Raw genomic sequence first — 26,497 nt, forward strand, 5'->3', positions numbered from 1 at the left:
CAAGCCATGTGCCGCCCCAGAGTGGGGAATTGCCTAGAATTCTGTTCAAGGGGATTGAATCGCCCGTAGCGTCAAGTTGTAGGAATTGTATCAAGCTAAACAAACTGGAGGCGACTCTTGATCCAGCTCGCTGTATCGCCTTCTTTCGTGACAGAGCTGCCGGTCTTGAGTCTCCGTTCACGTTTGCGCCAGCCTTTGGCGTGCTATCCTGGAATCCTTTCATGCTGGACAGAGTTGAGCAGGCCTTTTCCAGTCTTCTGGCCTGGACTTTTGACAGTCCTTTGTTGTGCGCGCTCGCAGCGATCACCTCTTTGTATCCGTCATGTCCTACCTGCGCTGGTAACGGTCACCTTGAGCTCCGATGTTTCAGTGTAGCGAGCAGAGGATGAGTTTGTGTTCGACAGGCGCAACCGGCTATGACGCCTCGCGGTGAGACTCCAGATCTCAACGTAGAACCCTTCAACACGCTCCCCCATAACACGCAAAGGACCCCAGGAAGCACGATGGCAAGAGTTTCATGCACCGTTGCTAGGCGCGCCGATGGAAGGCTTTGATTTATTCTCAATGGTCATGGCCGGGGTGTCCTTGGGCGGCCTGGCTGCCGTGATCGCACGCGATACTTCCGGGCGCGAGTTGCCCTGGTGGAAGCATCTCGCGCTATGGGCAGCGTCGATCGCCCTGCTTTGCTTTATTGCTTACAAGATGAGCGGGAGCTGAGCATGCCTCTGATGCCGATAAGCTTCGATACGTCCTGATCGTCTTTCGCGCGCGACGCGGCTCTACGCCGTCGCGCGACGGAAGCCAGCGCCGCGTCGATGCCTACCACGTGGCGACGAACCCTACCTCGGTCAGAAGGCACGTCGGCCCGGCCCCGTCATCTTGCGCCCGTCGTACGGATTCACCTTGCAGGCATCGTCGCTGATCGAGGCCGTCCCCGAAGATCCGACACTGCACGCAACCAACATGTGAACCGCTATCGCAGAGTCCAGCGCCCAGATCGCGCGCGTTTGCCAGAAGTTTCCATACGGATCACCACGCAAGTGAAATAGTAGTAACGACGTCTCGGAATTAATTAATGCAATGAAGCCACCTTCGACGCGCAAATTCAGCGCTGGAATCTAGTTTTCGATGGATTCCACTATGCGGCCCGTCTGATTGGCGGTCGCAATCTGCCATAACGTAATCGGGAACTACTGTCGAAGGGTGGGAGCTTATGAGTTGCCATTGCGGACAGCATTGCCCGTATTTCTGATTTGCGTTAATGGAACCGTTCTAATTGAATGACTGAGCCGTCCACAACTGCCTCACAGCCGGAATGGAGGCCAGCGGCACATGCGCGAGCGCCAATCTATTAAAGTTTGTGGCTGGCGGTCGTTCTTCAATTCTACGGAGATGGTGCGGCATGCCCGGATCACAGTGAATGGTCTTGGCGTGTAGTGGAGCTGGACAGAGAAGTAGTGTTCGGCTTGACCTGATGGTTGAAATGGGTGCAGTCTACCTTCTTTCATAACGATCCCATTAGAGCGGCTGGAGAACAGCAGTTTTCTGCGGCTAAACTGTCAGCAGACGACCTCAAGTCCATCCGGCTATTGACGCACAGAGCGTATAAACAGCTGTGCGGTGCGTCGCTGCACACTGGAATTATGCAATGAATCGTTTTGTGAGTTCGCCGTTTATGCATCGACGGAGTTTGGCGAACCGACTTACGCGCTCAGAGATCGTCTGCAGAGAGGGTTCGCTTGAATTGCGCTCTGTGGTTCTGAAGAACGGAGTACAATCGTGTGAAATAGCGCGTTGCCCTAGCCATGTCTGATCGTTTTCCAACCTTCGATGTTGTCTTGCAGCAGCGTCGACGGAGTTGGATATGGTGGGTCTGCACGAGAGACGGCGCGCTCATGATGACAGGCTCAAGAGGCACCCGCTCCGCCGCCAGCTATGATGCCAACAGAGCACTTTTTGTCTTGCTGCAGAGCGCGCCGTATCACTCCCGACCTTCTGCTCGAAAGGTCCAGGCTAAGCAAAGAAGCCGTCCTCGGCGTCCCCTTCCGCCAACACGTTAGAGCTCAATTAGCGCGATGACGGACCAGCGTCCTGCGTGTAGATCGTCCTGTTACCACGGCTCGACGACGGCCGCCGCTCGCCACGCCCAAAGGGCTTGAGTTCAAGGCCGCGGGGCGAATGCAGTTGTGTCTCGACGGGATAGGTACGGCTGGGCCAGTCTGTGAGAGCGGGAGTCTACCGGTCCGCGCCGGCAGCCCCTGCGACGGAGCGCATTTGGCAGTGCTTGTCTCGTGGACTCACCCCTGACATCAATGGCCCTCTAGGTCGCGCACCACCTACTCGTTGACGCTTTCCCGACATAAGTTGTGTCGCCCGCTGTTGTCGGGTTTGTCGTGTCCGCCACACACGGTATTCGGCCGATGTGCTGCTGCCCTCACATTTAAGTTGTTGAATCAAATGCAGGACGGCATTTCAGGGCTCTTCCTGCGCGTTGGCATGACTCTTGAGTTTCCCTCGTTGCGACGGCCGGCGCCGCCCGGCATCACAGACTGATCTTCTCATGTGCGAAGGAGGCAATAATGAAGACCGATATGTCCGTCTACGGCGTGACCGAGCTAACTGCCAAAGAAGCATTTGCAGGCTTCGGGAGGGTGGTCTTGGCTGCTTATAGGGATAACTCGCGGAATCGTGGGCGTCGCAGCCGCGGTAGCTTTAACTGCGGCTGTTTGGGCTCTTACACATAAGCCACACGGTTAGATCTAAGAACACAAGCGGCTGAAACGCCATACTGAACGGATTGGCAGCTTCCTTGGAAACTGCTGATCATCATAAGGGATGAACTTGTGGCGTTCTAAAAGACGGCGTTCGGACATTCGCCAGCTTTGGCAATCAACGGATTAGGTCATGGATTGCCTGGAATTTCTTCGGACAAATATAGCGAATAAAGAGCTGCCAACTTACGTCTATGGCTATCCTTCCAAGCGAGCGTATCGAGCTTTTCCGCAGCCACTGCGCATAATTGATGTCGTTGAGCAGGCTGGCCGTTCCAAGCAAATCAACATCTATATCCATATCCCGTTCTGCCGCTATCGCTGCGCCTACTGCACGCTCTTTCTTACAACGCGCTTTAAACCGGCGACGCGGGACTCCTATGTTGCTCGATTGGTAGAGCACGTCGCGCGATATGGAGAATACTTCGGAGATCGAGAGGTTGTAAGTATCTATTTCGGCGGCGGTACGCCAACCCTGCTAACTCGGCATCAATTCGGCGAGCTCTTCGCCGCCCTCGACGCTGCATTTCCAACACGAAGCCGGCAATGTGAGATTACGGTCGAGAGCGCGCCGGACACTTTCGACAACAATCTTCTGGATTGCTTGAAGGCACTTGGTGTCAACCGAATGAGCATGGGCATCCAAAGCATGGTACCCGGCGAGCTTGCGCACTCTGGTAGGCCATATTCGGTCGAGACGGCAGAAGCAGCAATCGAAGCCCTCATCAAGCGCTTTTCCCACGTCAATCTCGATCTGATCTACGGCCTGCGTGGTCAAACCCGTGACTCCTGGATCTTTTCGCTTGGCCGCGTGCTCGACTATGAGCCGCAGACGATCTCTCTTTACCCCGTTGTTGTTCGTCCGATGACAAACATCATTACCTCGAAGGCCCACAATCCCGAATTATTCTTTTCTGAAGCGGAAAAGTATGAGGTCTACGACCAGAACGTTGCCGTGATGGTAGCCAACAATTATCGCCAGGAATCCTTCACCCGCTTCACCAAGATCGCGGGCGGACACGCTTACCGGCAGGAGGCATCGGATTTCATTGGGAGCTGGCGCCAGAAACTATTTCGGCCGATATCACTACAGCACCGATTATGCTGTCGACTGGAGCGCGGCTTCGCCGATCATCAGCGCCTTCTTAGCTCGCTCCTTCGATCCTAATGCGATCGCATCGCACGGAATCAAACTGACACAGGAAGATCTTGCGCGTCGTTACGTCCTGCTTGGACTCACATTGTCAGCTCTCAGCAGAAGACGCTACGCTGCAGTATTCGGACGCGCATTGACGGTCGATTTCGGCAAAGAACTCGAGGCGCTCGAGGCTCTGCAACTCGTCGACTTCGCCGACGGCGATACTTATCAACTAACTCACGCGGGATTCAAATATTCGAGCATTATGGCGCGAATGTTTTACTCGCGCACGATGGTGGCCCTCGAAGAGCAATATCAGGCAGCGTGAGGTTCAGTATGCAAGAGATGCCGCGCCTTTGGTGGGATGCGGGCTACGCCAACCCGGAGGTTTCGTGTATGGGTGGTCCCAGTCCCGAAATCTTCGAAATCGCACCAGCCCTCCGCGCGAAAAGCGTCGTTGTCGAGCTGGGTTGCGGCGAAGGGCGCAATGCCCTCTATTTGGCCCATTTTGATCATCGAGTGATCGCGACCGACATCTCTGAAGCCGCTATCTCCAAGCTGAACCGGCTCGCAGGCGATCTTGGCGTGAAGATAACGAGCGGCGTGGTTCGTGTTGAAGATTTCCAGCCGCCTACTTACCACGACGTCTTTATAGCCCATTCGGTTCTGCATTTCACCGAACGAAGCGTCTGGAAGCCGCTCGTCACGGCCTTGATCGATCGGACGCGACCTGGAGGATTTCATTGCTTCACCAACACGCTCGAACGACCAGACCACCCTATTCCCAAGGAGGGGCTGGCATCTGGTCACAAGAAGTCGTTCGCACGTGGAGAGCTGGAGGCGATCTATACACAAGCCGGCTGGGAGATCTTGCGCTCCGATCATTACATCAAATGGGACTCCCATCCTGGCATTCCGATCCATTCGCACTGCATCGAGAAAGTCGTGGTCCGTAGGCCAATTGGATCCGAAGATCTCCCGCGGTTGAGGGCTGAGCCCATCAAGGCAGCCGGGATGATACCTGCCAAACAGTTTAGTACCTTGAAACTGGGCACACCGCGCGAAGCCATAATTGAAATGCTCGGCTCGCCGCCGGCCAGCCATGGCGTGACGACTTCCCGGAGAACGGTTGGCGGCAACAATCAAGAGGCCATAGCGGACGGCTACGTACGCGAGGACATGATCTATGGCGATCACGGCCTTCAGTTTGTCAATGGAAAGCTTACCGGAAAATATCAGTACTTCACGCCCCCGAAGCGCTTGACCATTCGAGATGAGTGACGCTCGAACGGCTTCTCATTGGTGCCTTGGCCACCGAAAAACGTCTCGGGTCGCTTGCCTTCATCCAGGCCTATCCCGCACTGCACAGCGCGCCGGGCCTTGCAGATCTGGGAATGCCTCATGGCAGGCAGTTTACAGCCTGCCGCCATGGTGCCCGTCGCGTAGCTTGCTTCGTTGGAGGCAGCATAGCCGTATCCCGCGACGTAGGCGCAGTCTTGGCCCTTATATCGCGGCATCGGGCAGCCCCCCTGAGGCAATCGGTAGGAGGATATATGAAGGCGCACGTTCGGGCGGCCGCGGCAGCGATTGCGTTGGCTCACACTCTCGGACGTCGTGTCGCTCGCGTGCGAGAATTCGAAACCTCCGCGTCATGCAGGATTAGCGTGTCCGTGCGAGGGCGCATTGTTAGCGGATATGACCATGGCAGGCATTGCTACGTCACCGGCGCCTTACCGCACCTGTACCACCACGGTGAACGGTCGCATTTGATGCTCCAACCGAAAGGCTTCGGAATCTTCGGCGGCTTCGATCACGATACCTCATCCCACTTTTTGGTGAAGGTCACGGGCAATGAAGCCCACATCTTCGACGACAAGGAAGACACGTACTTCGCATACAGCGGCTGATCACGAATCACGGCGGGGGCTCTACACTGTTTCTCTTGGTCGCGTTCAGGTGCCTCGATCCGGTGGCCTCATCGGCTTGACAGAAGCCGGACCTCTTTTGTTGCATGCACGACAATGTCGAACGGCGGTTCGGCGCAGCTGGATCGTCCGCTGCGGGACGAACCATCCTTGTTTGGACAGTCGAACGCATTCATGATTGGCGCGTGCCTTGCTAGGGATCCAACCGTAATGCGAGGCTCGCCCATGAAAGACGCCGCCAAGACCCAGGATTCATGCGCGCCAAGACGTCTGGCACTGGTACTTGGCACGAATGAAATCGCATCCGCAATCGCAACAAAGCTCACCGAGGCGACCTTTGCGGTCGTAATGAGCCACGCCCCATTTCCGCCGGTGATCCGCCGCCGCATGTCGTTTCACGACGCGCTGTTCGGCGAGCTAAGCCAGGTTGAAGGCGTCGTCGGTAAACGGGCCGACACCCTCTTGGAAATCGTGCGAATTCACACCGATCCGAACAGCGTCGCAGTGACGGAAATGCACCTCTCCGACATCATCGTCTTACGTCCACTATCCGTGATCGTCGATGCGCGCATGCAAAAGCATCGGGCACCTCCCGACCTCTCCGGCTTTGCGCGGGTTACGGTCGGCATCGGGCCCGGCTTCGAGGTGGGCGGCAACTGCCACACCGCCATCGAAACCCATCCGGCCCAGACCGGTGCGATTCTCTCCCGAGGAGCCACGAAGGCGGCGGACGGCCGATCCCGGGAGCTCGGCGAGGCAGGCCGCGAGCGCTTCGTATACTCGCACCGCCACGGCATCTGGCGAACAGTGGTCGATATCGGCACGCCCGTATCCAAAAACATGCAGCTCGGCCGTCTCAGCGGCACACCGGTGCTGGCCCCCATCGGAGGAGTTCTCCGTGGTATTGCGCGAGACGGCGCCCGCGTCCCGGAGGGCGTCAAACTTCTGGAGATAGATCCGCGCAAACGCCAGTCCTGCTGGACCGGCATGGATGAGCGAGGTCGAGCTATCGCATGCAACGCCGTCGCGGCGATCGAGAACTTCATCTTGCCCCGATCACGCGATAGACGGATTTACCGATAGTTATCTTGTCGTTAGCGGACAGTCGTTTGATTGCTTGCACGACACTTCCACCTTCCATTCCCGCTTCCGCGCGATGGAATCCGTCCCTACTGGCGAGATCAATATTTCGCGGCCGCGTCACCCCAGCGGTGGTTCACACGGACCAAACCGATGTCGACGTCCTGACCGATTCGGGCGGTCCCTGCACGAGCACCCGCCGGAACACCTCCGATTCCGGCTGAAAACAAGAAGTCCACGTTCCGACGGCCCATGAACAAGTGGTCATACTCAATGCCGACGGAGCAATTAGAGGCGAAGCCAAATTCAAGGCCCGCCCTACCGTACCGCCCCAACGAGTTTCGCTGCCGTTGTCGATTGACAGCCCGGTCGCAAAGTCGAAGATCCGGAATTTGTCGCGGACGACCGCAGCGCCACCTTTCACATGGAGCAGCACGTTATTCCAGGCATAGCCGACCTGGCCCGTGAGCAGGCCGAATGCATCAATCTTGGATTCATCCTGGACGCCTGCGAAGGCGAGGTTGCCGTTGGAGCCCTTGAAATCGGCCCCCAGTTCCCTCGGCGCCACGGCCACCGGACGATTCCCATATGTATTTTGATTATGACATCCTGCATTTTCAAAACTACGCTCGATCCGGACCGGGCAGCAGCACAAACGCCGATGGACAGGACTACGGGCAAGTTGTCGGCGAGGACTTCATCCATCGTCGGCAACAGGCTCCAGATGGCTTGATCGGAGCGTTGGCCCGCGACGGGCTCTTGCCTAACAGATACCGCGAAGAAACAAGCGTTTTGATCGCAGGGCAGCGCTACACGGTGCGATGGACAGCAGAGGTGACGCACTGGACCAGAAACAATCCAACCGGCGAAGTCATTTGGCTCATACCTCGCCGCATGGGGGGGTGAGCAGCACCCTCATTGCCGAGCCGCCCGCGCTGCAGAGCCGTTTCATACACTTAAGTCTAGAGACTGCAGGTTTCGGTTGGTTTGCCGGGCCTGAAGCAGTCCGGCGACACCATGTCCTCAGGACCGGATCGCGCGACACGAACTCGCTGCCTTTAATCGATGCGAGTCCCGCAAGCCCACTTTCTCACAGGAGCTGGCTGGCTTGCTCATGCGAACACCAGCCGGTTCGAATGGTTACAGTGGCTGGTTCTCTCCAAATCTACCCGCAGACGTAAACCGCAGACCCGGGAGCCGATTAGCCGGATCGAGCTCGTTGATAAAGTGGTGTGCTCCATCGACTTCGAGCACCACGCGTCGGCTATTCGGCAGCAAGAGGAGGAAGTCCATACGCTGCCTGCGGAGGCCCGTGCGGTGTCGCAGTAATTTAACGGTAGCCGGGTCATATGAAGACAAACCTGCGGAATCACGCCGGCGAAGCCTCGCCAAGCTTGGTGCGATACAGTCTGAGGTACTCATCGAACAGCGCACGTTCGGCATCCGAAGCCAACGAAATCCGCAATCGTCGCCCCAGCTCTCGTGCGGGATCGTCGAGGGGCTCGCCTCGACTAACGCTACGGCACCAATCCACGAGCTCGCTCCAAAGAAGACCGTCGCGCCTGATCATCTGATGGACGAGGTGCGGGGAGTCTTCAGCGTAAGGGATGCACAAAAGATCGACGGTCTGACATCTCGGGCACCCCAAGTTCTCCTAGACCGCATACGAGAGGCTTCGCGAGACGGCAGCGCGGGCGGTGTCCGGCTGCCCGCGAGTGCCGCATCCGCCGCGGTCGAGAGCGCTGCCGGGCCCACCGAGGGCGTTTTTAGGTAGACGGATCTGATCGTCGATGGCGTCGCGCACCGCAATTTCCTGTCGAAAACCATCAGGAACGCACGGGAACGGGGTGATCATCCATTCGACATTCCTGAACGAACACGCCGCCGACTTCTTGTCCGACTTCTTTTACGCCGCCGGAAATGGAGCGCGGATCGACATATTCTGGGAGCTCGACGAAGATCGGAAGAAGCAGGCGACGTCACGCGCGCACGCCGAAAAGCTCAAAGCGGCAATCGGCGACAAAGCAGATCGGACTCGATCGTCGTCCATATGTTCAGCACCGAATCGCATTCCAAGATCATGGTGAGCGACGACGGACGGGGCGGATGGTTCGCGGCCATTGGCTCCTGCAACTGGCTCGGGTCCCCGTTCGAAAGCTTCGAAGTTTCGGTAAAGGTCAGAGATCCGGCATTCTGCGGCACTTCGGTGACGTGGTTAGTGCCCGGGTCCGCGCGATCATCGACATCATCCATGCCGCTTGTGCGCTGGCGGTCGGGCCACCTCAGGATCGCGGCGACGCCATCGTCGCGTTCCCCTCTGCTGCCAAAGGGGAGGGAAGCGACTTAATTCTCAATCGGGGCGACCAACTAGCTCGCTCTCCGTTCGGACTCGGCCGAGGATTCAAGTAGGGGCAATTCGAGGCTCGGTATCTCCGGCATGGCCTTGCCGGCGATCGCCTGCAGGTCGCCGACCATGCCGACCGTCGATTCCACGACGGCCAGGATCTGCGTCTCCCGCTTGGCCCACTGACGGCCCATGAACTTGCGCTCCTTGTCGAGGTCCTCACGCATGTCGTTGAACTTCTCGACCACCGCTTCGACGCGCTGGCGGAACTTTGTGCCGGTCAGGTAGTGATAAACCTGCTCCATCTTGGTCTGCTGACCCTGCTGAACGAGGCGCGAGCTGCTCACATCGATCAGACCCTGGCGGAGCGCCACGGCGACCGGCAATGCGCAACGCGGATGAGCCACCCATACCCCATCGACCAAGTCAAATTGCTCGATATGCTTCGGCAGCGCATGGGAGATGATCAGAGCGATATCGGCGCCGGAACGACGCTGGTCATCACGCAATTTAGCGAGCCACCCGTCACTCCATGCCTTGGTGCGCTTGGTTTCCCAAAGGATGATGCCGGCAGATTGGCCAATAGCACCATTCACCTGTTGAATAACGTCCGCCCCGAGCTCACCTTTTCCAACCGGCTCTATCGAATCGGTCGGAAAACGTCCGCGCAGAAGCTCTTCGAGCTCGAGCTCGAGTACTTCCCCTTGGGATTGCTGTGATCCCTGCTCGGCCTTGCGCTTGAGCTCCTCGATCGTTCGAGACATCGACTCGATGGTCTGGTCCTTCTCGGCAACGCGTAAGCGCGCAGCCTCGTCGGCTTCCTGCCTGGCCTTGATCTGGATTTCGCTGATTGAGGCCTGCACGCGCTTCTCTATTGTCAGGTCGAGTTCGCGCTTTTCCTCTTCGAGTGCGCGCTGCTGTCGCATCAGTTCGGCTTGCTGCTTTTGAGCCTCGGCAAGCTTTGCGTTGTTGGTAAGCAGGTTGGCTCGCAGCTCCGCGGCTTCCGCTTCCTTCGCCTGCAGCTCGGCTGCGGCCGCCTCTCGCGCCTTCTTGCTTTCGGCCGCGACCAGCTGGGTACGTTCGGCGGTCAATCGCTTCGCAACGTGGTCCTCGATTTGCTCGCGGTCCTTCGCGACCTGCTCGCGTTCCAGCCGCAGTGCCTCGGTCTTACGCTCCATCTCTGCATCTTTGCTGGCCAGCTGCTGTTGAAAGCGCTGACGGGTTTCAGCAAGGAGGGGAGCGGCCAACGACTCCGTCAGCCGGATCTCGTGATTGCAGTTGGGGCAATGCAGGGTCGCCTCGTGCGAAGCGCCGGTTGCTTTGAAACTCATGAACTCCCCATCATCGTTGCAACCGGATTCAACATGATCTGTGCGCGATTGCGATGTCGCTCGGCTTAATGTCCACATACGCGTCGTCGATTTCGACTTGGCCGGCGGGTTTTCCACCGACACGTCGATCTACCCGAACGCTTGCGCGAGCAGCCTCGCAGGAGGGTAGCCTAGAATAGAACAAAATAGGAACAAGATGTCAATTTTGGATCCCGAGGTGAGTTTGTGTTATGATGATTTTACTTAGTCTCGCTGCGGAAAGTGGATATATTTTAAACCTCGAGTCTGGTTTGAAAAACTTCTAATTTACTTAGTATGGCTGAGCAAAACGACAGAAAGCTAAACAAGCTCGAAAGGACCCTCCCGCAGGGACTTCTGGTCGATGCTGCCTGGATGGAACGGCATGGATATTCCACCAGCCTGCGCAGCCAATACGTATCGGCTGGCTGGCTCGTTCAGCCGGCGCGGGGGACCTTCAAGCGCCCGCTCGGCGAACTCTCCTGGCTGAGTGTGGTCGTTTCGCTCCAGCGACTGCTCGGCTCCGATTTCGTCGTCGGCGGACGTACCGCTATCGAAGCGCAAGGCCTCGGCCACTACCTGAGCCAGACGGGTCCTTCGACCGTACATCTATACGGAACGCGGCCTGCTCCCGGCTGGCTCGGCAAACTCCCGCTCAAACAGAAATTCCGCGTTCACCGCACGCAAAGTCTATTCAAAACGCACGGGAGCCCGCCCGGATTAAAGTCGGGAACGACGCGGGAAATACCGGGACCATTCGACTGGCCTCTCACGGTATCGACGCCCGAGCGTGCGTTCCTCGAACTGCTCGACGAATTGCCCCGCCACGAAAGCTTCCATCAGGTCGATGCACTGGCGGAAGGCTTGAGGAGCCTGAGTCCCCGGCGGCTGCAAACGCTTCTGACCGACTGCAAAAGCGTCAAGGTCAAACGACTGTTCTTCTGGTTCTCGGAGCGACATCAGCACGCCTGGCTCAGACAGATCGACAAGTCGAAAGTCAATCTCGGCACGGGAAAGCGCATGCTCGTCAAGGGCGGCAAACTCGACACCAAATACCTCATAACCATCCCAGACGACCTCAATGCCCCTGTCTGAGAAATATCGGCATCAAGTGGCCTTGTTGATCGAGACGGTCCCGTTCGTCGTGGCGGAGCCCGATTTTGCGCTTAAGGGCGGCACCGCCATCAATCTCTTCCACCGCGACATGCCGCGCCTGTCGGTCGATATCGACCTGACATATCTGCCGGTGGCTCCGCGCCCCGAATCTCTTGCCGCAATCGATGCGGCGATGAAGCGCATAGCGGCGGCCATCAGGAAAGGATTGCCGGGCGCGCGGGTGACGGAAGTCGTCAACGCCCGTGAAAAGATCGTCACCAAGCTGACCGTCCAGAAAGGTGATGCGCAGATCAAGATCGAGGTCACGCCGGTGATCAGGGGCAGCGTCTTCGAGCCAGAGGTGCGCGACGTGTCGCCGAGCGTCGAAGAAACGTTCGGCTTCGCACAGATGAAAGTCGTTTCGTTCGCCGATCTATACGCCGGCAAGCTCGTCGCGGCGCTCGACCGGCAGCATCCGCGCGACCTCTTCGATGTCCGCGATCTGCTCGCCAACGAAGGCATCACGGACAATCTCCGCAAGGCGTTCATCGTCTACCTCATCATCCATGACAGACCGATTTCCGAGGTTGTGGTGGTTCCTCGCCGCAAGGACATCCAGCACGAATTCACGCACGGCTTCGAGGGCATGACCGCCGATGAAGTAACCCTGGACGAGTTGCTCGAAGCCCGGGAGACGCTGATCGCCGAACTTGCGGGAAAAATGCCGCAAGCTCACAAGGATTTCCTCATAGGGTTCAAGCGCGGCGAGCCGGATTGGAGCCTGCTGGACGTCCCTGGCGCGGCGGAGCTGCCGGCGGTGCGCTGGAAACAGATCAATCTGGACAAGCTTCCTGCTGAGCACCGGGCGAAGCTCGTCGCGCAGCTCGAGCAAGTCTTGCGCAATGCCTGAGGTCGGAGAAGGGGATCTCCGTCGAGCACGCGCGTGGCAACTTGTTCAGACGACACCTCCGGGGGGCGCCGTCACCCAGCGAGCCCGGAGCTTGCGGGCTTCAGCGCAGTTGCCTATCGCGAGCCTGACCTCGACTGTCTCGTTACCTGCATAAAATATCTGAATCGTTGGTCCTGCTTGATTCATTTATTTAATTGGACGGTCGATTCGGTAGTTGCGATTCTGATGCATGTTCGAACTCACCGTGCAATATCTCGTGCTCGAGCGTCGCGATCCGGCCCGTAACATGGCGCGGTTCTACGTGCTTACGATCGAGCCGACGCTCTTTGGCGATACCGCATTGGTGCGTGAATGGGGCCGTCTCGGTGGGCGCGGTCGACGGCAGCTCGATCTGTTCGATGGTCTCGTGCAGGCCGTCGAGGCTCTTGAGTCTTGGCTCAGACGAAAAACCCGTTGTGGTTACGTCCAGCGGCATTCGCCATGCTTGGAGCGAACGTGCGACCCCGCATGATATGGCTGGGATGGATGAAGTGCCGAAGAAAGTATACTAAGGTAATCCGAAGTCATCTTCAGTCATATTCCAAGAATTGCAAAAATATTCCATAATCTATCGTAGCGGGCCTACAGGCCTGAGAACAGATCGCTCACACGGCAACTGAGACCTTGAATTTCCAAGAGCTAACTGCTCCGGCTAGCGGGTCGAGTGACCAATCAGGTGTCTTGCTGGTCCAGCACGAGACTGTCTGCGGGCTACGAAAGCCTTGTATGAAGGGCGGCACTGCAAACCACCTAATTCATCGCTCACCGGCCACCGGAGTTGCCGCCGTGAGACTTTCATCAGAGTATCGGATGCGACCAGGAGATTGAGATCAGGACCGCAGGAAGCGTCACTATCCGCGATCTGAATGCACTACATCCAAAAAATCGATTTCACCAACTCACCTACTGCCGGGTAGGAAAAGTGCCAGCCATTGAGCGACAGGGTAGTTTTCCCGTCGGGAAAACTACGAGGAGTATCTCATCATAAACACGGCAACCCGGTCGTAGGCGCGGCCTTCGGCAGCTCTGACCAGCTCTACACCGGCGGCGAGGGCAACCGCAAGCTCGAAAGCGTGTGGAGGATCATGCCCTACCCTTCAGCAGGACGGCCAGATCGCGCTGCGCCGGCGCGCACCCGCAACGGCTTTGCGACACGATAAACCAGCGTATGTTGAGGCGGCAACCAAGGAATGAATTGACCGTCAGTCAGTTTCCCATCTTACAGCTCGTAGGTTCGCCCACCAGAATTCTATGCTCTTGGCGAAGGCGATGCGCCGACGTCTATCCCCCGCTTGGACCGACCGAGGATGAGATACCGCAGCGAGCCACGCTGAATTACTGATCCCATAGTCAAGCCCTCAGATGTGGCATGAATCCGCAACGGCAAGCTCATCGCGTGGGGCACATCTCGAGGATGTTCAAGATGAACGTGCAGAACTTAGCTCGACTCGAAACGCGCACGCTTCCGCGGCATTTGCGGCGGCTCGAGGCCGAGTCGATCGAAATCATGCGCGAGGTTGTCGCAGAGTTCAAGAAGCCGGTGATGCTCTATTCGGTCGGCAAGGATTCAAGCGTCATGCTGCACCTTGCGGTGAAAGCATTCTATCCGGCGAAGTTGCCCTTCCCACTGATGCACATCGATACGACCTGGAAGTTCCGCGAGATGATCACCTTTCGCGACGAGACGGCCAGGCGCATCGGGATCGATCTGATCGTCCACGTGAACAAGGACGGCATTGCGCGCGGCATCAATCCCATCGACTCCGGCTCCGCGCTGCATACGCAGGTTATGAAGACCGACGCGCTCAAGCAGGCGCTCGAGATCTACGGATTCGATGCGGCATTCGGCGGCGCGCGGCGGGACGAGGAGAAAAGCCGTGCCAAGGAGCGCATATTTTCGTTCCGCGCGGCAGGACATGCCTGGGATCCGCGCAACCAGCGGCCCGAACTTTGGAACCTGTTCAACACACGCATCCGGCAACGCGAAACGATGAGGGTGTTCGCGATGTCGAATTGGACAGAGCTCGACATCTGGGAATACATCATGCTCGAAAACATCCCCGTCGTCCCTCTCTACTTTGCGAAACAGCGACGTGTGGTGCATCGGAATGGCACCCTGGTCATGATGGACGACGAGCGGCTCCCGCTCCGGCCAAATGAGACCCCCGAGTTGCGGACGATCCGTTTCCGCACGCTTGGGTGCTACCCCCTGAGCGGCGCCATCGAATCGGAGGCCACTACCATCGAGGACATCGTAGCCGAAATGCGGCTTACCAAAGTGTCGGAGCGCCAGGGTCGTATCATTGATACGGATGAGGCCGCCTCAATGGAGAAGAAGAAGCGAGAAGGATACTTCTGATGGATACGGATGCTGCGGGTTGCCTCGGCGAGGCCGTTAGCAAAGATCAATTGCGGTTCATCACCTGTGGCTCGGTCGACGACGGCAAATCGACGCTGATCGGGCGACTCCTGCATGACAGCAAGATGATCTATGAGGACCAGCTACGGGCACTCGCGCGCGACAGCGCCAAGCACGGCACGACGGGCGAGGACATCGACTTTGCTCTGTTGGTCGACGGCCTCGAAGCTGAACGCGAGCAACGTATTACTATCGATGTCGCCTATCGGTTCTTCACCACGCCGCGCCGATCGTTCATGGTCGGCGATACGCCGGGCCACGAACAATATACCCGCAATATGGCAACCGGCGCCTCCAACGCGCAGCTCGCCATCATCCTGATCGATGCGCGCAAAGGGATTCTGGTGCAAACCAAACGCCATTCGTTCATCTGCTCACTATTGGGCATCCGGCACGTCCTCCTGGCCGTAAACAAGATTGACCTCGTGGACTACCGAAGAGATGTCTTCGACGGCATCGTGCGCGACTATGTCGCCTTTGCTTCGGCGCTCGGCTTCAAGTCGATCGTTCCATTCCCGATCTCCGCCAGATACGGCGACAACATCATCTACCGATCCGGCAACACCGATTGGTATCACGGCCAGTCTCTGCTGGATTGCCTCGAGACTATCGACATTCAGTCCGAGACGACCGACCTGCCCTTCCGCTTTCCGGTACAGTGGGTGAACCGCCCCAATCTGGATTTCCGGGGGTATGCGGGCACGATCGCCTCGGGAAGCATCGCGGTTGGCGACGAAATTATCGTGGCAGCATCGGGGCGCAGCTCGCGCGTGAAGCGAATTGTGACCTATGACGGTGATCTTGCGGCTGCAGAAGCTGGCGACGCAGTAACGATCATGCTCGAAAATGAGATCGATGTCAGCCGCGGCGATGTCCTCGCAGGTCCAACCCAGCGCCCTACGGTCGCCGACCAGTTTGCCGCTCATCTGATCTGGATGGATGAAGAGCCAATGGTACAGGGCCGCTCCTATGCATTTCGGATCGGCACGCAATCGATTGCCTCCGGCAACGTCACGCGCATCAAATACAAGATCGACGTCAATACCGGCGAGCCTCCTCTTGCGGCGACGACGCTCGGGCTCAATGAGTTCGGCTTCTGCCACGTTGCGACCACTCTGCCTGTGAGCTTTGATCCCTACCACGTGAATCGGCGCACCGGGTCCTTCATCGTGATCGACCGCTACACCAACCGAACGGTTGGCGCGGGAATGATTGATTTTCCGCTCCGCCGCGCGAGCAACGTTGCCTGGCAACCGCTAACGATCGGCAAGCAGGAGCGTGCCGGGCTCAAGCAGCAGAAGCCATGCATCATCTGGTTCACCGGGCTTTCGGGCGCCGGCAAGTCGACGATTGCCAATATCGTCGACCAGAAGCTGTTCGCGATGTCGCATCACACGATGCTGCTGGACGGCGACAACCTCCGTCACGGCCTCAATGGCGATCTCGGCTTCACTGACGCGGATCGGATCGAGAACATCCGACGAGCCGGTGAAGTGGCGAAACTGATGCTCGACAGCGGCTTGATGGTCATTTGCTCGTTTATCTCGCCCTACATGACCGAGCGGGACCTGGTACGCAAGCTCGTTGGGAAGCGCGAATTCGTCGAGGTCTTTGTGGACACGCCAATAGATGAGTGCGTCCGACGCGATCCAAAGGGACTTTATTCGAGGGCAAAATCAGGCAAAATCGAGAACTTTACTGGCATCGGCGCCCCGTTCGAAGCGCCGCGCGCGCCGGAGGTACACTTGAAGACCTTGGGCCAGCCACCAGAACAGTTGGCGGATCAGGTTCTAGATGCGCTTGCCGCAAGAGAGATTATTTCTCTGACATAGCTCAACTAGGGCACCATTCGACCTTGTCGAAAGCTGGACTCTGGTCACGCAGGTCGTGATTGTCGTCATCCGCCATGCCCCTGCTGCCCGAACCTGGCGGCTTTCGTTCTGGCTTCACGGCTTGATACAGGCCCCTATTCTAGTTCGCCGGGGATCGACCATTCGTCCTTTCGTGCCGGATCGAACAGTGGCGTCGTGCGCTGCAGGCTGTACCAATGCACCCGGTCCGAACCATTGTTGACAGGATTGCGCGAAAATGGCCACGGGTGAGCAGGGGAAACTTCTTTGCCAGCTCAAACAATGTTCGACGATTTTGTTTTCAGAGCCGCCGCAACGAAGCAGACGTCCTTGCTCACCCACTTAGCGCGTGCGAGGCCGCTCCTAGTATGCGGAACCTGCGCCGATCATGTCCATGCCTATGCCATCATCCATTGCGAGGTCGCAGCGGCTGGCGGACCGTCGCTCGCAATGGCGAAGAAACGAGACACGTGACCGGACCGATTAGCGAGCGGAGTTGCGAAAGCCCTGACACAGCCCACCGCTTCATAGTCGGCCCAAGAGGTCGCATAGCTATATTCAAAGAACGAATCGTCCGCTAACCGTACAGGGGCACAACCAAGTCTAGAGGTTTTATGCTTTGTCACACAACTCTATCGACGGGGCACGGCTCGCACTCAGCCGGAGCAGACAACCGAGATCTAAGCTTTGATTTTGCTAAAGGCATACTCATTGTCTTGGTGATCGTTGGACATCTATTGCAATATGTCATCTACCGAAACAATGATTATTGGTATTCGCCGTATTTCAAGTCGATCTACATGTTTCATATGCCTCTGTTTATGGCGATAAGCGGATATCTGTCTTCGAGAGCTCTCCTGCGAAAATCGCTCATTCGTAGTATCAATGAGCGCGCGATACAATTATTGCTGCCAACGCTGTTTTGGTGCGCCTTTATGGAGACAGCTAAGGTAGCTGCATTTTCGCCTTCGAACAGTATAACTTACGCAGACATTTTGAAGGATTTTATTGGCTCATACTGGTTCATATGGGCGGCATTTGCATCTTTCCTTGTCATAAAGGTCCTTCTAACGATTTGCCGTCGTCGATCAATGTGGATCATAGGCATGTCTGCAATTGCGGTCGCAATCTTGCCCGTCACCTTTTCGATATTGCCCTTGATAAGATACACTTTCCCGTTCTTCTGTCTGGGATTCTTGCTTTTCCAGTCGACCGAATGGCGGGCGCGCGTTCTCCCACGCAACAAATCTCCCTTGATCTTCTCACTCGCAGCGCTTGCTTTTGCCTGCTTTCTTGTTTGGGGCAAAGAGACTTATGCCTACAACAATCTCGTTCTGATACGCGATACAGCATCGGCTGAACAGGTGTTGCTGATGTTCGCAGGCTCTGTGGCGGCCTCTGCGATCGCATTTGAAATGGTGCTACAGCTCTGGAAACTCAGCTCTTCAAATCGAGTGGCCCGCTTTGTCGCGGTGGAACTTGGGCAGAGCACGCTGCTTCTTTACCTGCTCCAGGGCACCGTTTTTCGTCTTATGGATTTGGTCCAGTTCGGAGAACTATGGGATCTCTCGACCAGAATCTCGATGGCTGGTGTGCTTGGGGTGGTCATCGTTGTCATCGCGATGGCAGTTCGCTGGATTGTCCGCGACCTCGGATGGGTGTCTCGGGTTGTTGCCGGAACGCCGCCACGCTCGGGGCCGCTCAAACCTCAGTCAGTAACTAACTAAACCCGGCCCTCTTGGCATTGCGACAGAAGCGTCTCACTGGAACCAAAATCTGCGCGACATCGCATCCGCGCGAGGGGATCGGCTAAGCCTTTGGCTATTCCAACCCGTAATGAAGCTTGATCCCACCTCTCGGCGGCCTCAAGTTCTGATGGGATCGTCCGCGTGGACGAATTCGTGCGAGGGCCAAAGACTGCATCGCGCTGATTGTGCGCTAGGCGGCCCCAAGCGGAGACCGATGTCGCCTTCACGGCCTCGCCCATAGGTGCAGCCGCATGCTCCATCCATCTTAGTACCCCACCTTCGCGCATGTGCGGAAGTCTCGAAAAGCTTAAACCCAAGCTCGAGCCCAACTCGGCGGGCGAGGTAGACGACCCCGACATCGTTATAGTCGCGCAAGTATCGCCGCGCCCCTCTGACCACAGCGGTCCTTCACCAGCCTGATGGGAATTATACTTTCGTGCCTGGATGTGGTCATCGACCCCGTCGATTGGCACGCCAATTGCTGGAATATAGCTGAAGAAGAACGCCACGATCTCGATGGTCGAGAGGTATCCATGTCAAACCCGAATTGGTTCTCCTGGTACTCTTTTCCATTCTTTGCGCCACTCAGCGGGGCAGTAAATCAGGATATCGAAACGAACGTCGTCAAAGTTTCGGAGCTCCAGAAGAAGGTCTTTGAGCAGTTCAGCTTGGGCCAACAGCTCGACGCTCTTTTCGCTGCCGTCGAAGAACTTAACCGGCGCCCCCGGATGGCGAGAGTGTCGCAGGACCCTAATGAGTCGAGTTCCGGAGAGGCAATGAAGCACCTCGAAGAGATGGTAAAAGGCATGGAGACAATCAAACGGCGTCACGGCGTTGTCGTCCTTGATGAAGCTGAGCGCGCACTGGAACGCCTGAAGGCTGCTAACCCTGCGCAATATGAAACATTCATCCGCGACCACGAGACCAAGCCCGGGAGCCCTGGTGAAGGTGTCAGTCCGGACCAAGGCTGATCACCTAACGGGCTATCTCAGGTGTCTCGAAGCGCGATCACCATTCGGCACCTTTCGAGGCGATCCGTTGGGACGGGTGGCCAACTGGCAGCCCATGAATTGTGGTCCGGACGATCGGTGTCATTTAAAATCTTCAGCGTGTCTGGTTGAAGACATGGATGTTCGAACTTCTACACGGGCGCGACGCATTCAGCCGACACAGTGCGACGCTCAGCCTTTCCCCTTCAGAAACGGGCTCGCGCACCCCGTTGGTGGCGGATACGGCGAGGAGCCGGGCAAATCAGCATTCTCCTTTTTCTGCCTTCATAGAAGAGTTCCGGACGAACAGCGCCTTCGACAGCAGATCTCTCGATTACATGTAACAAGACAAGGAGATGGTGATGACGAAGGAAGCCGGAAGCAACGATGACATTGGCGGTGCAACAGGCGCATTTCAGGACTTTGCAAAGCGAGCCATCGGAACGCAGACGGAGTTCTCGAAACGGCTTTTCGACACCTATTGGAATTGGCAGGAGCGAATTCAGATCGAATCCGCGCAGGCGATGGAGCTCATCGGGAAGGTCACTTCTGCGAGCTCGGCGACCGACCGGATCAGTATTTTTCAAGGCTGGATCAACGACGCCACACTGCGGGTCGCGCGGGATGTGATCTATTCCATTGAAACCGCGAAATCCCTCACGAATGTCGAACTTCCGCCATACGCCAGCCCATGGCTGCCACCCCTTGCATCATTCAACTTGCCAGCCGGGGCTGGCGTCAATTTTCATTATGGCTCCTGGCAATTGCCGACCCTCCGGATCGAAGGAGGCCGGCCGGAGCGATGAAAGTTGGGCTTTCTCTGACCAGGAGCCCAATATGGAATGACGCGTTTCCTTCTTACAAGGGATCGTCCCAGCGGCACCGAGCGCCGCCGGTCGTTGTTCGCGACGCAGGTCATTTTGTCGGCCGCATATCCGTAATCGCGAGCAACCTTGAGGAAGCTGTCTCGTTCGATATCTCTCGTCGAGAGCTAGGTAGATCTGCTCCAGCCGCCGAAACTCTTTCGCATTCTGCGCGCACGCACGGCCATACGCATTGTTCCCATCACAAACGCGGCTCAGATCGCGGCAAAGTAGAGTTGCTGTTGCGAAATGAAGCTATCCTCAAAGTGCGTGCTGGATGTGACTGCCAGCCTACGAACTTAGGTAGTTGAGACGACAATGTTACCTAAGCAAACTTCGAGGAATCTGCCTTTCACGCGGAGGAGAGGCCAGGAGGGGCGGTGATGAAAAGGAAAGAGAAGGCCAGAAAAGGAGCGACGAAGAGCGGAGGAAAGCACGAATTTTTTGTGGTGAATCTGACCAAAGAAAAGCTGAAGGGGCATGTTTTGTGGAAAAGCAGCGGCGACGAGATCAAGCTCGATGTCAATGGTCTTGAGCCTGGCAAGGGCTCGCTGCGAAAGCAGTTTTACCCGTCCTACGGCAATCGGAACTATTGGCGCTGGTCGGAGCGAGACAGGGAGTACCAGCTGAATTGTTACGATGGCTACACATATGCCATTGTAACCATCAGCGACTACGGAATCCGTGTGCTTGCTACCGACACGAGCCCGGATACGTGGAAATGGTAGCACAGCGTCAACTCCGACGCTTTGCGTCTCTGCTTCCATTTCCAGGACGCGCTGGACGCCAGCGCATCATGAACGTCCCGAAAGAAGGAAGCGGCGGAAATCAGTCAGGACGAACTGGAGGCGTTAGCGCGACGGCTCTGGCCGACACCCTCGATAATCTCAGCAAAAGCGGGAGCAATGCTTAGGTCTTCATACCTCAGCGGGATGAATTTGACGGTCATGTGCGAGATCCTGCAAATAGAACGTCTCGTCAAGTTCTTTCTTCAAATGAATCTGCTCGGATCTAGTCCCCACAATGCTCACAGTTGCTTTTGCCATCGTTTCCCTTCTTTACGCAACGGTCGGGCAAGCCGGAGGTACAGCGTTTCTGGCTCTAATGGCGTTCTCATCATTTCCATCGACTCAGATGCGTCCGACTGCATTGTTGCTCAACATCGTCGCCGCTACGTATTCAACGTGGCTCTTCAATCGCGGCCGCTTTGTTGATTGGAAGAAGTTGACGCCTCTTGTAATCGCCTCGATGCCGACTGCCTTAGTTGGAGGTTTCACAGTCCTTCCTCAGCAAATTTACAATGCTGTCACCGGTGTCATGCTTTTGATGGCCGCGGCCATCTTGTTGTTCCGTCAAGCGAAGGGAGACATCCTAAATCGCGTCGCGCCATCTTGGGACGCGATCGCAACAGGCGCTGGCATCGGCATCGTTTCAGGCCTTACTGGTGTCGGCGGTGGCGTTTTCCTCGCGCCGATCCTGATCGCGATGCGGTGGGCGTCGCCCAAACAGGCCGCGGCTTTATCCGCCCCCTTCATATGGGTGAACTCCGCGGTTGGGCTAGTCGGGGCAATTTACGTCGGACAGTTGCCTTCACCGCAAACCTGGCTATACGCCCTAGGTGCTTTCGCCGGGGCAATGATCGGGACCACAGTTGGTCTTCGTTGGCTATCGGAAAAGACGACGCGCTACGTCCTTGCCGCTGTACTCGGTGCCGCCGCTATCCAGCTCATCGCCTTTGCAACAAGATGAAATCGTTCAGGTCGAGATATTTCGCCGCTGAGCGAGCGTGGCCGGCAAATAGCAGCAAAGCGGATAGCTTCCGGAACACTATCGACTCTCTAGCAGTGGCCTATCTCGCCACAAGCAGTGAAAACCGGCGACCTTACGAAGGTCCGGCTCAAGACCTGGACCGACCGAAAAGGCTCCGAAGTACCTAGATGCGCCTGGCACTGCGGCAGCATCGAAGTGCTGGTCCCTCCTAGCTACCCGTCTTGGAAATCTCACGTATCAGTCAAAACCTCTCGAGGCGCTAGCCGTCATAAATGGCCTGATCGGGATCAGGCCGCATGCTGTTAAACGTGGCGGTAGTCTCAATTCTGAAACCGGGATAGGCATTACGTCGCCGTCGCGTTAGACCGCACGTACACTAGGGAATGTACAAAACGGAAAATAATACGAGCACGGCAAGAGCGACAATCATCACCGCCTTGCTAATCAATGAACGTCTTTCGATTTGACGGGCGGCATACCCGAAACCTCGAGCGATATTGAGTAAGCTGTCTCGTTCGAGATCTCCCGTCGAGTGCTCAGCCTGTTGCAGGTAGATCTGCTCCAACCGCCGAAACTCTTTCGCATCTCGTATTCTGCGCGCGCCCCCAGTCATACGCATTGCCCCATCACAAGCGCGGCTCACGTCGTAGCGACGCAATGTCGTCGCGGTAGAATGCTCGAAGGCTATCGGGGAAGTGCGGACTATATATGAATGCGAGCCCCACCAAATCAGGTAGTTGAGACGACAGCGTTACGCTAACAGGCTCCTAAGACTCTGTTCGCTCGCACGGAGGAAGGGCCGTGAGGATCGATGATGAGAAGGAAAAGGAAAGCAGCGGCAACCAGATCAAGCTAGATGTCAATGGTCTTGAAGCCCGGCAGGGGTTCGAGGCGAAAGCAGTTTTTTCCGCCCGAGGTAGTTGGGACTATGCGCCACTTTTTGGAGCAGACGATCGAAGCGTCACCCAAGGGTATGACCCCTCGAAACTGACACAACTCTTTGACGCCCTGACCGCTGAGGCAACCTCTCGCAACTCACCTTCCATGCTGCGTTCGTGCTGCGTGGAGAACCGTTTGCGGCTATTTCCGGCATATTACGACAACGTTCACCGGAGACATGTTCACGATCCAGCCCGCCGCCATGGATCGCTAAGTGAACTTCGGGTCGAGGATGACATTGTCGATCAGCCGAGTGGTACCAATATGGGCCGCAACGCAAAGAGCTGCAGGAGCACCTAAGGGGCTTTGCGCAGGCTTGAGCGTATCGGTATCGACGAGCTCGAGGTACTGCAACCGGTCGACTTTCTCCAAATGCCGCCTGACAAGTGCTAGAAGCTTCCCGACGTTACGCTCCCCTTCACGAAATTGAGCCTCGGCCGCCAGCAGCCCGCGACTGATCGCAAGAGCTCGCTGACGTTCTTGCCCGTCAAGATATCGATTTCGGCTGCTCATCGCCAGGCCGTCCGCCTCCCGAACGGTCGGCACCGTAACGATCTCGATCGGAAGATTGAGATCAATTGCCATATGACGGACGACGGCGCATTGCTGAAAGTCCTTTCGGCCGAAGAACGCGAGGTCGGGCTGCACCATGTTGAACAGCTTGCACACGATGGTTGCGACGCCACGAAAATGGCCAGGCCTAAAAGCTCCGCAGAGCGGCTTTGCGAGCTCGCCCGGCTCGACGAAGGTCTCGAACCCCGCAGGATAGACTTCCCGCGCATCGGGGGCGAAGACGATGTCGACGCCGGCATTCCGGCACAGTTTTTCATCGCGCTGGAGGTCGCGCGGATAGGTGCTGAGATCCTCGTTTGGCCCGAACTGGGTGGGATTGACGAAGATGCTCAGCACGGTGATGTCGCTTTGAGCTCGGCTCGCCTGGACCAGTGCCATATGGCCATCGTGCAGGTATCCCATCGTTGGAACGAATCCGATGCGCTGATATGCCTTGCGAGCGTCTGTGAGGACGCGACGCAGTTCGGTGAGGTTTGCGATTATTCTCATGCCCAAGTTTCAGATCAGGATCGGTTGGAAGGCGTCCAGCTTGCGATAGCATCGCGAAGACCGTCCGGAAGGCGATAAGACTCATTTGATGCCGGAAATGCACCTTTGCGCACATCCTCAACCCAGCGCGACAAAGCCTCCTGCAGCACCTTAAAGCCATCCGCATAGGATCGAACAAACTTGGGGCGATGTCCCTCAATCAAGCCCAGCACGTCGTGAAAGACGAGCACCTGGCCAGAACAGTTGGGACCAGCGCCGATTCCGATGGTCGGTATTGTCAGCAACTCGGTCACTCGAGCGGCGAGCTCCGCTGGGATTCCCTCCAATACAAGGGCGAAGCATCCGGCCTCCTCGAGGCGGTGGGCATCCTCAAGCAGACGTAAGGCGTCGTCGGCTTTTCGGCCCTGCACCTTGAATCCACCCATCACATTGACGCTCTGCGGCGTCAGACCGAGGTTCTTCCGCATATTTGATGCAAGTTGGCGGATTCACGGAAGGCGCGAATAAGGCCATAAGGTCAGAATCGCAGTCGACGTCCGTGATTCGCCCTTGTTCCATTCCTTGTGCTCGCTGGTCTCCCCCGAGCTTTCGATTGTCCAGATCCTTCCCCAGGGCGACAAGGTGATGCTCGTGGCTCGGACGAAGTCAGCGGTCTCGTTCTGTCCCGGTTGCGGCTGCCAGACCGGCCGCGTCCACAGCCATTACGTGCGACGCTTAACCGATCTGCCGTGGCAAGAGCGGATTGTCGAGATCCGGCTTAACGCGCGACGCTTTCGATGCGCGAATTCGCAGTGCCCGCGCCAGATATTTACTGAGCGGTTGCCGGAAACCGCGCGACCGAAAGCGAGACGAACGTCCCGTCTCCGCGACAGGCAACTGGCGATCGGTTTCGCGGTCGGCGGCGAGCCGGGCGCACGTCTGTCGCACAGACTTGGCATGCCGACCAGCGGAGACACGCTGCTACGGATGATCCGCGCAGCCGAATTCAAGCCGCTAGAGCCGCCGCGTGTGATCGGCATCGATGACTGGGCCTGGCGCAAGGGGCAACGCTACGGCACCATCATCTGCGATCTGGAGCGCAATCGCGTTATCGATCTTTTGCCGAATCGGAATGCCAATGCGGTCGCGTCCTGGCTGGGACGCCATCCCGGCATCGAAGTGATCGCGCGCGATCGTGCCGGCATTTATTCTGAGGGCGCCCGTCGTGGTGCCCCCGAGGCGACGCAGGTCGCCGACCGTTTTCATCTTCTCCAAAACCTGGGTGAAGCGCTGCATTTGGCTGTTTGCCGTCATCGCAAGGCGATCGGTATCGCTGGAAAGGCCACGATTGCGGATATGGTCGAAGATCAAACCAAGCTCGAACCACCAATAGAGCCTTCTACAAAGCTTGATCAGCTGCGCCGCGCGCGGCGCAACCATCGCCGTTCACTCTATGCTGAAATCCTCGACTTGCGCGCCGACGGCCTGTCGCCGCGCGGGATCGCGCCGCGGATCGGCATGAGCGTGAGGACGGTCGAGCGCTGGCTTGCTGCGGGCGGTGAGCCTGAGCACCGGCGGCCACCCGCGCGCTCCGTCCTCGTTGATCCTTTCCGAGATTATTTGGAAAAGCGCTGGGAGGAAGGTGAACGCCGCGCGCTGGAATTGTGGACCGAAATCAAGCGCCGCGGTTTTGAAGGCAGCAAAACGACCATCTACCGATGGACTGCTGCCCGCCAGCAAGGCTCACCGACGTCCGCGCCAAATGTGCGATGGCGACCGCCCTCGCGCCGCAACTGTGCACGGCTCCTGAGCAAAGAGTCTCGATCGCTCGATCAGCAGACCGAGCGGTTCCTTCACCATCTCCATCAGGTTGCGCCGGAGCTTTCCAACGCCGGTGAGCTTGCTCGACGTCTTGCGGCCTTGATACGGGGGCATGATGATACGAATCTCGAGCAATGGATCGAGGATGCTTCGAGCAGCGAACTGGCTTCGCTTGCAGAAGGCATCGGCCGCGACATCGCGGCTGTTCGGGCAGCCATCACCCAACCCTGGAGCACCAGCCCCGTCGAAGGACAGATCAACCGCCTCAAGACGATCAAGCGCCAGATGTATGGCCGTTCAGGATATGCACTGCTCCGAAACAGGCTACTGGCCACCGCCTGACAACGCACAATCGCTCACGATGAAACGCGAAGAGGAGACCTGCACCAAATATGCGGAAGAACCC

23 protein-coding genes and 1 pseudogene are annotated in these 26,497 nt (G+C 57.4%); 18 read left to right on the top strand and 6 right to left on the bottom strand.

Annotation, left to right across the window (positions count from 1 at the left end; translation table 11 throughout):
- Positions 1-540 precede the first annotated feature (540 nt).
- The 6 genes from AXW67_RS42820 (at position 541) to AXW67_RS25065 (ending at position 6,917) form a co-directional block, all read left to right on the top strand.
- On the top strand, positions 541-717 hold the full coding sequence (locus tag AXW67_RS42820) for a hypothetical protein (RefSeq protein ID WP_161491286.1): 177 nt from the start codon (positions 541-543) through the stop codon (positions 715-717).
- A 2,187-nt stretch (positions 718-2,904) separates the two neighbouring features.
- Positions 2,905-3,939, top strand: a complete 1,035-nt coding sequence (locus AXW67_RS25055; protein ID WP_082908040.1) for a radical SAM protein — start codon at positions 2,905-2,907, stop codon at positions 3,937-3,939.
- Between the two features lie 121 nt (positions 3,940-4,060).
- The gene (locus AXW67_RS42825; protein WP_161491287.1) at positions 4,061-4,237 is read left to right on the top strand and encodes a hypothetical protein; all 177 of its coding nucleotides are present in this window, start codon (positions 4,061-4,063) and stop codon (positions 4,235-4,237) included.
- A gap of 8 nt (positions 4,238-4,245) precedes the next feature.
- Positions 4,246-5,190 (top strand): class I SAM-dependent methyltransferase, encoded by a 945-nt coding sequence (locus tag AXW67_RS25060; protein WP_063708981.1) that lies wholly within the window; start codon positions 4,246-4,248, stop codon positions 5,188-5,190.
- 272 nt (positions 5,191-5,462) lie between these two features.
- Entirely contained in the window at positions 5,463-5,816 is a 354-nt protein-coding gene (locus tag AXW67_RS42165) for a hypothetical protein (RefSeq protein ID WP_145927848.1), read from the top strand.
- A gap of 243 nt (positions 5,817-6,059) precedes the next feature.
- Positions 6,060-6,917 carry a hypothetical protein gene (locus tag AXW67_RS25065; protein ID WP_063680016.1) on the top strand — a complete coding sequence of 286 codons (858 nt, stop codon included), beginning with the start codon at positions 6,060-6,062 and terminating at the stop codon, positions 6,915-6,917.
- A gap of 133 nt (positions 6,918-7,050) precedes the next feature.
- Here AXW67_RS25065 and AXW67_RS25070 read toward each other — a convergent pair whose 3' ends face one another.
- Positions 7,051-7,488 carry an outer membrane protein gene (locus AXW67_RS25070; RefSeq protein WP_063680017.1) on the bottom strand — a complete coding sequence of 146 codons (438 nt, stop codon included), beginning with the start codon at positions 7,486-7,488 and terminating at the stop codon, positions 7,051-7,053.
- Between the two features lie 14 nt (positions 7,489-7,502).
- Between AXW67_RS25070 and AXW67_RS25075 the strand changes: the two genes are divergently transcribed.
- Entirely contained in the window at positions 7,503-7,820 is a 318-nt protein-coding gene (locus AXW67_RS25075) for a hypothetical protein (RefSeq protein ID WP_063680018.1), read from the top strand.
- A gap of 1,095 nt (positions 7,821-8,915) precedes the next feature.
- Here the strand turns inward: AXW67_RS25075 and AXW67_RS25085 are convergent.
- Together AXW67_RS25085 and AXW67_RS25090 are read right to left on the bottom strand one after the other, a co-directional pair.
- Positions 8,916-9,167, bottom strand: coding sequence for a hypothetical protein (locus tag AXW67_RS25085; RefSeq protein WP_063680020.1), 252 nt, complete (start codon positions 9,165-9,167; stop codon positions 8,916-8,918).
- A gap of 114 nt (positions 9,168-9,281) precedes the next feature.
- Positions 9,282-10,589, bottom strand: a complete 1,308-nt coding sequence (locus tag AXW67_RS25090; protein WP_063680021.1) for a DUF2130 domain-containing protein — start codon at positions 10,587-10,589, stop codon at positions 9,282-9,284.
- 315 nt (positions 10,590-10,904) lie between these two features.
- On the opposite strand from AXW67_RS25090, the gene AXW67_RS25095 reads away from it, so the two are divergent.
- The 10 genes from AXW67_RS25095 to AXW67_RS25140 all read left to right on the top strand — a co-directional run bounded on the left by AXW67_RS25095 (position 10,905) and on the right by AXW67_RS25140 (position 22,269).
- Positions 10,905-11,702, top strand: coding sequence for a type IV toxin-antitoxin system AbiEi family antitoxin domain-containing protein (locus AXW67_RS25095; protein WP_063680022.1), 798 nt, complete (start codon positions 10,905-10,907; stop codon positions 11,700-11,702).
- The gene (locus AXW67_RS25100) at positions 11,689-12,612 is read left to right on the top strand and encodes a nucleotidyl transferase AbiEii/AbiGii toxin family protein (RefSeq protein WP_063680023.1); all 924 of its coding nucleotides are present in this window, start codon (positions 11,689-11,691) and stop codon (positions 12,610-12,612) included. The genes AXW67_RS25095 and AXW67_RS25100 overlap by 14 nt, the downstream gene beginning before the upstream one ends.
- A 229-nt stretch (positions 12,613-12,841) precedes the next feature.
- The gene (locus AXW67_RS25105; RefSeq protein WP_063680024.1) at positions 12,842-13,123 is read left to right on the top strand and encodes a WGR domain-containing protein; all 282 of its coding nucleotides are present in this window, start codon (positions 12,842-12,844) and stop codon (positions 13,121-13,123) included.
- Between the two features lie 951 nt (positions 13,124-14,074).
- Positions 14,075-15,010, top strand: coding sequence for a sulfate adenylyltransferase subunit CysD (gene cysD, locus AXW67_RS25110; protein WP_063680037.1), 936 nt, complete (start codon positions 14,075-14,077; stop codon positions 15,008-15,010).
- On the top strand, positions 15,010-16,902 hold the full coding sequence (cysN, locus tag AXW67_RS25115) for a sulfate adenylyltransferase subunit CysN (RefSeq protein WP_063680025.1): 1,893 nt from the start codon (positions 15,010-15,012) through the stop codon (positions 16,900-16,902). The genes cysD and cysN overlap by 1 nt, the downstream gene beginning before the upstream one ends.
- Positions 16,903-17,534: 632 nt before the next feature.
- Complete coding sequence (nolL, locus tag AXW67_RS25120; protein WP_063680026.1) at positions 17,535-18,647, top strand: nodulation factor fucose acetyltransferase NolL; 1,113 nt, start codon at positions 17,535-17,537, stop codon at positions 18,645-18,647.
- A 554-nt stretch (positions 18,648-19,201) separates the two neighbouring features.
- Positions 19,202-19,639 carry a hypothetical protein gene (locus AXW67_RS44290; protein ID WP_245315717.1) on the top strand — a complete coding sequence of 146 codons (438 nt, stop codon included), beginning with the start codon at positions 19,202-19,204 and terminating at the stop codon, positions 19,637-19,639.
- Positions 19,640-20,019: 380 nt separating this feature from the next.
- Entirely contained in the window at positions 20,020-20,463 is a 444-nt protein-coding gene (locus tag AXW67_RS25130; RefSeq protein WP_145927849.1) for a hypothetical protein, read from the top strand.
- 440 nt (positions 20,464-20,903) lie between these two features.
- Positions 20,904-21,248, top strand: a complete 345-nt coding sequence (locus AXW67_RS25135) for a hypothetical protein (RefSeq protein WP_063680028.1) — start codon at positions 20,904-20,906, stop codon at positions 21,246-21,248.
- A gap of 295 nt (positions 21,249-21,543) precedes the next feature.
- On the top strand, positions 21,544-22,269 hold the full coding sequence (locus AXW67_RS25140) for a sulfite exporter TauE/SafE family protein (RefSeq protein ID WP_063680029.1): 726 nt from the start codon (positions 21,544-21,546) through the stop codon (positions 22,267-22,269).
- Positions 22,270-22,666: 397 nt separating this feature from the next.
- Here the strand turns inward: AXW67_RS25140 and AXW67_RS25145 are convergent, their stop codons facing one another.
- The 3 genes and pseudogenes from AXW67_RS25145 to AXW67_RS25155 form a co-directional block, all read right to left on the bottom strand.
- The gene (locus tag AXW67_RS25145; RefSeq protein ID WP_145927850.1) at positions 22,667-22,855 is read right to left on the bottom strand and encodes a hypothetical protein; all 189 of its coding nucleotides are present in this window, start codon (positions 22,853-22,855) and stop codon (positions 22,667-22,669) included.
- A 584-nt stretch (positions 22,856-23,439) separates the two neighbouring features.
- A complete protein-coding gene (gene panC / locus AXW67_RS25150; RefSeq protein ID WP_063680031.1) occupies positions 23,440-24,291 on the bottom strand; it encodes a pantoate--beta-alanine ligase in 852 nt (283 codons plus the stop codon).
- A gap of 14 nt (positions 24,292-24,305) precedes the next feature.
- Positions 24,306-24,749: pseudogene (locus AXW67_RS25155) on the bottom strand (3-methyl-2-oxobutanoate hydroxymethyltransferase); the annotation flags it as partial.
- Positions 24,750-24,840: 91 nt separating this feature from the next.
- Here AXW67_RS25155 and AXW67_RS25160 point away from each other — a divergent pair.
- The gene (locus tag AXW67_RS25160) at positions 24,841-26,433 is read left to right on the top strand and encodes an ISL3 family transposase (RefSeq protein WP_082908118.1); all 1,593 of its coding nucleotides are present in this window, start codon (positions 24,841-24,843) and stop codon (positions 26,431-26,433) included.
- Positions 26,434-26,497: the final 64 nt, after the last annotated feature.

It is taken from the genome of Bradyrhizobium neotropicale, from assembly GCF_001641695.1.
GTDB lineage: Bacteria > Pseudomonadota > Alphaproteobacteria > Rhizobiales > Xanthobacteraceae > Bradyrhizobium > Bradyrhizobium neotropicale.

Coding starts and splice junctions, on each gene's coding strand:
- AXW67_RS25130 (WP_145927849.1), top strand. CDS start 20,020: ATGACGAAGGAAGCCGGAAGCAACGATGACATTGGCGGTGCAACAGGC.
- AXW67_RS42820 (WP_161491286.1), top strand. CDS start 541: ATGGAAGGCTTTGATTTATTCTCAATGGTCATGGCCGGGGTGTCCTTG.
- AXW67_RS25105 (WP_063680024.1), top strand. CDS start 12,842: ATGTTCGAACTCACCGTGCAATATCTCGTGCTCGAGCGTCGCGATCCG.
- AXW67_RS25085 (WP_063680020.1), bottom strand. CDS start 9,167: ATGGATGATGTCGATGATCGCGCGGACCCGGGCACTAACCACGTCACC.
- nolL (WP_063680026.1), top strand. CDS start 17,535: ATGCTTTGTCACACAACTCTATCGACGGGGCACGGCTCGCACTCAGCC.
- AXW67_RS25140 (WP_063680029.1), top strand. CDS start 21,544: ATGCTCACAGTTGCTTTTGCCATCGTTTCCCTTCTTTACGCAACGGTC.
- AXW67_RS25065 (WP_063680016.1), top strand. CDS start 6,060: ATGAAAGACGCCGCCAAGACCCAGGATTCATGCGCGCCAAGACGTCTG.
- AXW67_RS25100 (WP_063680023.1), top strand. CDS start 11,689: ATGCCCCTGTCTGAGAAATATCGGCATCAAGTGGCCTTGTTGATCGAG.
- AXW67_RS25090 (WP_063680021.1), bottom strand. CDS start 10,589: ATGAGTTTCAAAGCAACCGGCGCTTCGCACGAGGCGACCCTGCATTGC.
- cysN (WP_063680025.1), top strand. CDS start 15,010: ATGGATACGGATGCTGCGGGTTGCCTCGGCGAGGCCGTTAGCAAAGAT.
- AXW67_RS25095 (WP_063680022.1), top strand. CDS start 10,905: ATGGCTGAGCAAAACGACAGAAAGCTAAACAAGCTCGAAAGGACCCTC.
- AXW67_RS25060 (WP_063708981.1), top strand. CDS start 4,246: ATGCAAGAGATGCCGCGCCTTTGGTGGGATGCGGGCTACGCCAACCCG.
- AXW67_RS25055 (WP_082908040.1), top strand. CDS start 2,905: ATGGATTGCCTGGAATTTCTTCGGACAAATATAGCGAATAAAGAGCTG.
- AXW67_RS25075 (WP_063680018.1), top strand. CDS start 7,503: ATGTATTTTGATTATGACATCCTGCATTTTCAAAACTACGCTCGATCC.
- AXW67_RS44290 (WP_245315717.1), top strand. CDS start 19,202: ATGTCAAACCCGAATTGGTTCTCCTGGTACTCTTTTCCATTCTTTGCG.
- panC (WP_063680031.1), bottom strand. CDS start 24,291: ATGAGAATAATCGCAAACCTCACCGAACTGCGTCGCGTCCTCACAGAC.
- AXW67_RS25135 (WP_063680028.1), top strand. CDS start 20,904: ATGAAAAGGAAAGAGAAGGCCAGAAAAGGAGCGACGAAGAGCGGAGGA.
- cysD (WP_063680037.1), top strand. CDS start 14,075: ATGAACGTGCAGAACTTAGCTCGACTCGAAACGCGCACGCTTCCGCGG.
- AXW67_RS42165 (WP_145927848.1), top strand. CDS start 5,463: ATGAAGGCGCACGTTCGGGCGGCCGCGGCAGCGATTGCGTTGGCTCAC.